The 6,619-nt window shown below is 36.7% G+C and carries 8 protein-coding genes; 4 read left to right on the top strand and 4 right to left on the bottom strand.

Annotated features, from left to right (window positions below):
• The 4 genes from VIO64_RS09105 to VIO64_RS09090 form a co-directional block, all read left to right on the top strand.
• On the top strand, window positions 1-429 hold a 429-nt coding region (locus VIO64_RS09105; RefSeq protein ID WP_331917353.1), incomplete at its 5' end, for a hypothetical protein.
• Window positions 430-506: 77 nt separating this feature from the next.
• Window positions 507-1,463: an Rpn family recombination-promoting nuclease/putative transposase gene (locus VIO64_RS09100; RefSeq protein ID WP_331917351.1), complete on the top strand. Its 957-nt coding sequence runs from the start codon at window positions 507-509 to the stop codon at window positions 1,461-1,463.
• A gap of 143 nt (window positions 1,464-1,606) precedes the next feature.
• Window positions 1,607-2,371, top strand: a complete 765-nt coding sequence (locus VIO64_RS09095; protein ID WP_331917349.1) for a polysaccharide lyase family 8 super-sandwich domain-containing protein — start codon at window positions 1,607-1,609, stop codon at window positions 2,369-2,371.
• Window positions 2,372-2,534: 163 nt separating this feature from the next.
• Complete coding sequence (locus tag VIO64_RS09090) at window positions 2,535-3,248, top strand: hypothetical protein (protein ID WP_331917347.1); 714 nt, start codon at window positions 2,535-2,537, stop codon at window positions 3,246-3,248.
• Between the two features lie 29 nt (window positions 3,249-3,277).
• Here the strand turns inward: VIO64_RS09090 and VIO64_RS09085 are convergent, their stop codons facing one another.
• The 4 genes from VIO64_RS09085 to VIO64_RS09070 all read right to left on the bottom strand — a co-directional run bounded on the left by VIO64_RS09085 (window position 3,278) and on the right by VIO64_RS09070 (window position 6,377).
• A complete protein-coding gene (locus tag VIO64_RS09085) occupies window positions 3,278-3,556 on the bottom strand; it encodes a hypothetical protein (RefSeq protein WP_331917345.1) in 279 nt (92 codons plus the stop codon).
• A gap of 60 nt (window positions 3,557-3,616) precedes the next feature.
• Window positions 3,617-4,384, bottom strand: coding sequence for a hypothetical protein (locus VIO64_RS09080; protein ID WP_331917343.1), 768 nt, complete (start codon window positions 4,382-4,384; stop codon window positions 3,617-3,619).
• A gap of 171 nt (window positions 4,385-4,555) precedes the next feature.
• A complete protein-coding gene (locus tag VIO64_RS09075) occupies window positions 4,556-5,692 on the bottom strand; it encodes a CAP domain-containing protein (protein WP_331917341.1) in 1,137 nt (378 codons plus the stop codon).
• 199 nt (window positions 5,693-5,891) lie between these two features.
• The gene (locus VIO64_RS09070) at window positions 5,892-6,377 is read right to left on the bottom strand and encodes a VanZ family protein (RefSeq protein ID WP_331917339.1); all 486 of its coding nucleotides are present in this window, start codon (window positions 6,375-6,377) and stop codon (window positions 5,892-5,894) included.
• Between the last annotated feature and the right edge of the window lie 242 nt (window positions 6,378-6,619).

The raw sequence follows: 6,619 nt of genomic DNA, 5'->3' as shown, positions 1-6,619 counted from the left end.
GAATACTACAATAAATCAAAACTTTTCACATTAAGCAGGGACAGCATGATAACGCCGGATAAAGCAAAGCCTGATTACAACACATGGAAGTTTTCCTATTTCATTCCCTATAATGCCAGGATAGTTAAAAAAGATAGTGCTGCTCCTGAATTAAGGTATGAAAACAGGTTTACCAAGCTTTTGGTAGTATTTGATATAACAGGATACAAGGAATACGGAAGCGGCGTAAAAACACTGGAATTCTCAAAGCTTGAAAATGGCTGGGCCCAAGGAAAGGGCAGCATATATGGAGAGAACTATCCTGTAGACAGCGACCTGCTTACGGAACAACCGCCGTACAAAGACGAGCTGAGATACCATGGACAGATTTTCTGGTATGATTTGAAATCTACCGTAATGGACGACATATCCAGGGGCAGGAAGTGGTAGAAAAGTTAGTCTGTTAGTCTTTAAAATTAATGAATTTACTGGTATAATAAATATAGGCTAGGAAAAAGGGAAATACTATGGGAAAAATAAAGCACGAGCACGATAAGGGATATAAAAACCTGCTTTCACACAAGCGTTCATTTATAGAAATGTTAAGGGGTTTTGTGAAAGAAAGCTGGGTAAATGAAATTGATGAAAATAGCTTAGAGCAGATAAATAAATCATATATCTTGCAGGATTTTGAAGAAAAAGAAGCAGATATAATTTATCAACTCAAGCTAAAAGATAAAAGTGTGATATTCTACTGCTTGCTGGAATTGCAGTCTTCTGTAGATTATCAGATGCCATTTAGGCTACTTTTGTATATGGTTGAAATATGGAGAGATTTCTGGAAAAACGCAGAGAACAGGAAAAGAAAAGGATTTAAACTGCCATCAATTGTTCCTATTGTATTGTACAATGGTGAGAGAAGATGGACAGCATGTAGAAATTATAGAGATATGCTGGATGGAAGCGAAGTTTTTCAAAGCAGGGTTGTAGATTTCAATTACATACTTTTTGATATAAACAGATACAAAGATGAGGAACTTTTAAAAGCAGCAAATCTAGTCTCAGCGGTGTTCCTGATGGATAAAAAGAAGCCCCAGGATGTTATATTAAAGCTTAAGAGCATTATAGGGATATTAAAGGGGCTTGATGAAGAGGAATTTGGGCTATTTAAAGGTTGGTTAAAATATATTTTTAAGCCAAGAATATCAAAAGACTTAAGTAAAAAGTTTGAGGAAATATTGGATGAATCAGTACCTAAGGAGGTTGAAGGCATGGTATCAAATCTTGCGGCGGCATTTGACAAAATGATAGAGAAAGCTGAAGTAAAGGGAATGGAAAAAGGTATAGAAAAAGGTATAGAAAAAGGTATAGAAAAAGCAGCAAAGAATTTAATAGCAATGGGAATGGATACACATAAAATAATTGAAGCAACAGGCCTCTCTGAAAAAAGAATTAATGAGCTACGAAATATAAACCAAAATTGAGGCCATTAAGATTATTTAGGCTATTTAATAAAAAATTCACTATAATTATATATGGTGAATTTTTTTGATGTCTACTGCTTGAACTTGAGAAAATATTGGATGAATCCTGGCAGCAATATAAAAGGATGGCATCAGGGTGATGGATGGAGCTGGCTAATGCTGACAAGACCCAATATACCTATAATTTCTGGCCAACAGTAGACTCATATAGGCTTCCGGGTACTACCGTCCTGCAAAACTCAAAAGTTGATGAAAGAAAGACTTCATCCTGCTCCTGGGTTGGTGGAACTGACATTAATGGTATCTTTGGGGTTACAGGTATGCAGCTTAAAACCCCGGGTCAAAACCTTTCTGCAAATAAGGGATGGTTTATGTTTGACAATGAAATTGTTTGTCTTGGAAGTGGTATTACATCAACTGACAATAAAGTTGTTGAAGCAATAGTTGAAAACAGAAAAATTAACTCCAGCGGTAGCAATTCACTTTTAGTAAATGGTGTTCAAAAATCATCAAGTCTTGGATGGTCTGAAACCATGAATGGTGCTGAGTGGGCATATCTAACGGGAGATTCAGATGATTCCAGCATAGGATATTACTTTCCTGAAGGTGCTAGTGTTAAGGGACTTGGTGAAGCAAGGACTGGTTCATGGTCAGAGGTTACTGGAGCAGGATCTGAGATCCGGTATACAAAAAACTTCCTGACGATGTTGCTGGATCATGGCAGCAACCCGTCTGCCAAAACATACACCTATGTTTTGCTCCCTAGTGTACCCAGTTCTGATGTATCAAATTATTCAAGCAGCCCTGATATCACAATCCCGGAAAATTCATCGGATGCAATGGCTGTAAAGGAGAATAAACTAAACATTATAGGTGTTAACTTCGTGCTGTTAGAGTTAATCATCTAAGTCCAACAATAAAATTCTCTGTAAATGTAAGAAATGCTAGAGGTAAGTCTTACAAAGTCAAGTTTAATACAGAAAAGGTGGAAGAAAAACCGAAGGATATAAAGTCCTGGGAATTCGCCTCAAATACTGAAGAAAAAACAACACTGCGGCAGTAAGAGGCAAATTGTACTTTACAACCTCTTCCGACACCAAGTGGGGCGGAGCAAAATCAAAGATTTTTAGTATTACTGCAAATGATACTGGGTATAGAGATTACTGTATTGATATGTCCAACGTTTCAGGGTGGACTGGAAATCTTAATCAGTTAAGGCTGGATCCTATTGACCAAAGTGGTGTTTCCAGTGGAGCTTTTGCCATAGACTATATAAAGATACAGCAGCCAGCTTCAATTGGAAATATGCCAATAGAACAATATGGAATAGAACCGGAACACAATAAACCATCAGATATTAAGTTGTGGGAATTCAGTTCAACTATTGAGAATTGGACTGCTTCTCCAGGAGTTAGTAGCTTTGAATGGCAGATAGGGGGCTATGCTGGTGGAAGCTTGCCATCAAATGATCCACAGTTGAGATCACCTGATAACCTTGATTTCAATATTGATAGCAATAAGACTATAGTTATAAGAATGAAGAATGGTACATCAGCTCAAAGGGGCAAGATATTTTTTACAGCCTCATTGGATAAGAGTGGAAGTTGGAATGAAGCAAAGTCAAGGGTATTTAATATTGAAGCTAATGACCCTGATTATAGGGACTATATTATTGATATGTCGGGTGTTAGTGGATGGACAGGAACACTCAAGCAGATAAGGCAACTTTACAGTAAGCCGGCTTTTGTTTGTGTGCCCAGCATGGGTGTTCTATACGCACTATAGGCGGCTGCAAAATATAAACGAGAATTAATTCATATATCAAAATCGTTGTCATTGAGCTTATTGTCATAAATAAATCTGTTTATTTCTGACTTTAACAATTCCAAATCAATATCCTTGCTAAAAACAAAACCGTTATTACCGTTTACTTCCTTTAGTTGGGTAGGCATTTCCCAATAGTCCATTTCATCCCTGAAATTAAATAAACCGAAAGTTTTCCATATGTTTTTTCCGTTTTTTTCAAAGAATATAATTATATTATCACTATCGTAATTGTTTATTTTGATTGTTATATTTTGGTTGTCCATCATACAGCCTCCTTTTAAATTCACCTCAAATACCAGTCACTTTGCTTTTACATGAAGTAATGTCTAAAGACCATATAAGTGATAGTACTTATCATACAAACCGCAGCAGGCATCCATTCCAGAGTTTGTACTTGTTGATTTTTCGATTACTTTTTCCCAAGAGCCATATTTCTCCAATGCTTTTTCTGGTGTCATACCCAAAGGATTACCATATGTCTCTTGATTGCTCTTTAATACTCTCTGGTAACCTGCCTCGTCGCCTCTTTTTAAGTAGCTGTCAAGCCTGTTCTGGTTGCGTTGATTGACAGCAGCTTTAGCTATTTCTTCTACTGGAGCATTTTTACTCTTCATCTCCAAGACTAGATTTGCAATTGAATCATTTTCCTGATGGTATTTTTCCCTAGCTTCAGTTGCTTTTAATACATGTGCCGGGTTTGTCCAATCAATGCTGTTTGCAAACTCACCTATACGTGTTGAATCAGGATTAGGCGAAAAACCATAAACTGCTTCCAGATTCAATACAATATCTGCCATGGCTTTGGGATTATCCAAAGGATTGTTTTTGTATTGGAATATAGGAACTCCTATGGTGTTTGAGAGGTCAACAACCAATGCTGCAAGCTCTTCTACCGGTATGCTGTCCATTTCCTTAACATCTTTTAAAATCATGGATTTGATTTGGGCAGCAGTTTTTCCTGCACACTTTTCCTTTATTGTGTCAGCTATTTTTTTATTCACTTTTGAATCTGTACATTTACTAAGCTTAGGTACTATAATGTTAATCATGCACCCTTTACCAGCACCTGCACCGGTTAATGCCTTGTCACCCATGATTCACCAACCTAATCTGACAACTTATTATTGCCAGCAGTATTCTGTGTTTACTAAATATTATCATTTTATATGTTGAATTTCAATATAAACAGCCGACAAAATCGGGACTAAACTCCAATTTTATCGGCTGTTTTCAATTTCAATTAAACAATCTATCAGTCTTTTATGTTAAGGCTTACCAATAAACATCTGAACCCAGGTTTTGCCGCCATAAGTTCCGCCGCTGGCAATTCCAAATCCACAGTGTGTAAAATTGGCACCCAGTATATTTGCCTTATGTCCGGGAGAATTCATCCAACCGTTAAATACATCCTGAACACTTGTATATCCTGCAGCAATGTTTTCCCCTGCATATCTATAGGTGATGCCGAATATTTGCATCATATCAAAGGGTGAACCGTATGTGGGTGAAGTGTGGCTGAAATAATTGTTATCAACCATATCCTTGGCCTTGATCATAGCAACATTTGCTACAGCCAGGTCATATTGGAGGAGCTTTAAATTTGCATCAGCCCTTGCTTTATTAACCAGATCCAGAAGTGCCTTCTCATCTGCATTCATTCCACTAGGTACAGGTGTTGGTGCTGAGGTTGGGGTCACTGTGGGAGTCGGTCTCAATGTTGGCATTAATGTTGGAGTTGCGGTTGGTGTTATAGTAGGAGTCGGCCTTAATGTGGGTGTGGCAGTTGGTGTAGGTACTTGTGCTGAAGTAGGTTTTAATGTGGGTGTAGCAGTTGGTTTTAACGTTGAAGCAGATGCAGTCTGTGTTGGTATTGGCGTTGAAGTTGGTGCCGGTGTTGGGGTGGAAATGCGTTTGATTTTCACGGATGTCATTTTATCATTTAGTTTTAATTTGCTGAAATCACTGTTGTCTGCTTTAAAGCTCCACTGCTTACCTGTAAAATTGTCCCCGTCATAAATTGTAACCTGATAGCCTTTTACTAATTTAAGTGATGAAATATCATTGTTTCTGATACCCTTGGCCAACAGCTTTCTAAGTGTATAGTCTCCTTCCTGTAAAGTAGCCAAGTAGCCTTTATAGTTTATGTGCTGAAAAAATGAAGCGGCTCCCTGGCTGGATACAGAAAGACTAAGTACTTTTTTGTTGCCTGAATACACTTTACCTTTTGACAAATAATATTCGGTCTTCTTGATCTTAGAAGAGTATGTATTTTGTTTTGTGGGATATGAATTGGCACCTGCTTTGCAAGCATAGACAGGTATAGAAACCGATGTAACCAAAATGGCTGCCAGCAGCCCTGTGTGAAGCTTAATCAAACGCCGCTTAACATTGGAATAATCCATAAAATATCATCCTCCCATCTTAAAAATATTAGTTTACTTATTCAATATTTTATACAAATTCTTCCTGTGATTATATGGGACTTTAGACCTATATCTTTAAATTTTGCTTGAAAAATATAGGGTTTAGAGCCTATTTAATGTAGATAAACTGTTATCACGTGTGATATTATAAAATAGGAAAAATGGTCCGGAGGGTCTATCATGACGAAGATGTATCAGAAGCCAACCTTCCTTTTTTCTTTTCTCTGTAATACATTAATAAAGCACCTAGAATAACTCCGGATGAATCTATCAACACATCAACAATACTACCTGTTCTCTTGGGCACGAACAACTGGTGAAATTCGTCTGATATGGAGAAAATAACAGCGAGTATTATGGAAAGCATAAGCCTTTTTTTGATGTCTAAAGACAGGTTTTTCAGCAAACTGTAAAGAAGCACAGCCAATATAAAGTATTCGGTAAAATGGAGGAACTTCCGGAAAAGCAGGTTTACGGTTTCCAGTCTATCGTGGGTTAATTCATTGCCTGTAAGGCCAAATAGAGTTTCTGCAATATTCTTTAATATTCCTTTTGATATTTGATTTGATGTACCACCGGTCTGCTGTGAAAAAAGATAGATCATTAAAAGATATACAGGTATCAGAAGCAAGTAAAGTGCCAGTCTTTTCTTGTCTTTAAGCATTATAAAGTTTGATCCTTTCGTAAACATTCACAAAATGATTTGCAATAGTATATATTGTAAACAATTAACCTTTATTATACTGGATATGGTCTGTAAATTCAAATATGCCCATGTATTAAATAAAACAGTAATATTAAGGAAATAATTTTCAAAAATATTGATTTTTCAAGGGTGTTATAATATAATGTTGCAATAATACTAGAAATATACAAATTAGAAGCTTAATTTACATTTTAGTTTAT

The organism is Pseudobacteroides sp. (assembly GCF_036567765.1).
GTDB lineage: Bacteria > Bacillota > Clostridia > Acetivibrionales > DSM-2933 > Pseudobacteroides.
Note: the sequence above shows the minus strand (reverse complement) of the source record. Positions and strands in the feature narration are given on the sequence as shown.

Excerpts from the sequence above, each read along its gene's own strand:
- VIO64_RS09100 (WP_331917351.1), top strand. The coding sequence starts at position 507 with ATGGGAAAAATAAAGCACGAGCACGATAAGGGATATAAAAACCTGCTT.
- VIO64_RS09095 (WP_331917349.1), top strand. The coding sequence starts at position 1,607 with ATGGAGCTGGCTAATGCTGACAAGACCCAATATACCTATAATTTCTGG.
- VIO64_RS09085 (WP_331917345.1), bottom strand. The coding sequence starts at position 3,556 with ATGATGGACAACCAAAATATAACAATCAAAATAAACAATTACGATAGT.
- VIO64_RS09080 (WP_331917343.1), bottom strand. The coding sequence starts at position 4,384 with ATGGGTGACAAGGCATTAACCGGTGCAGGTGCTGGTAAAGGGTGCATG.
- VIO64_RS09075 (WP_331917341.1), bottom strand. The coding sequence starts at position 5,692 with ATGGATTATTCCAATGTTAAGCGGCGTTTGATTAAGCTTCACACAGGG.
- VIO64_RS09070 (WP_331917339.1), bottom strand. The coding sequence starts at position 6,377 with ATGCTTAAAGACAAGAAAAGACTGGCACTTTACTTGCTTCTGATACCT.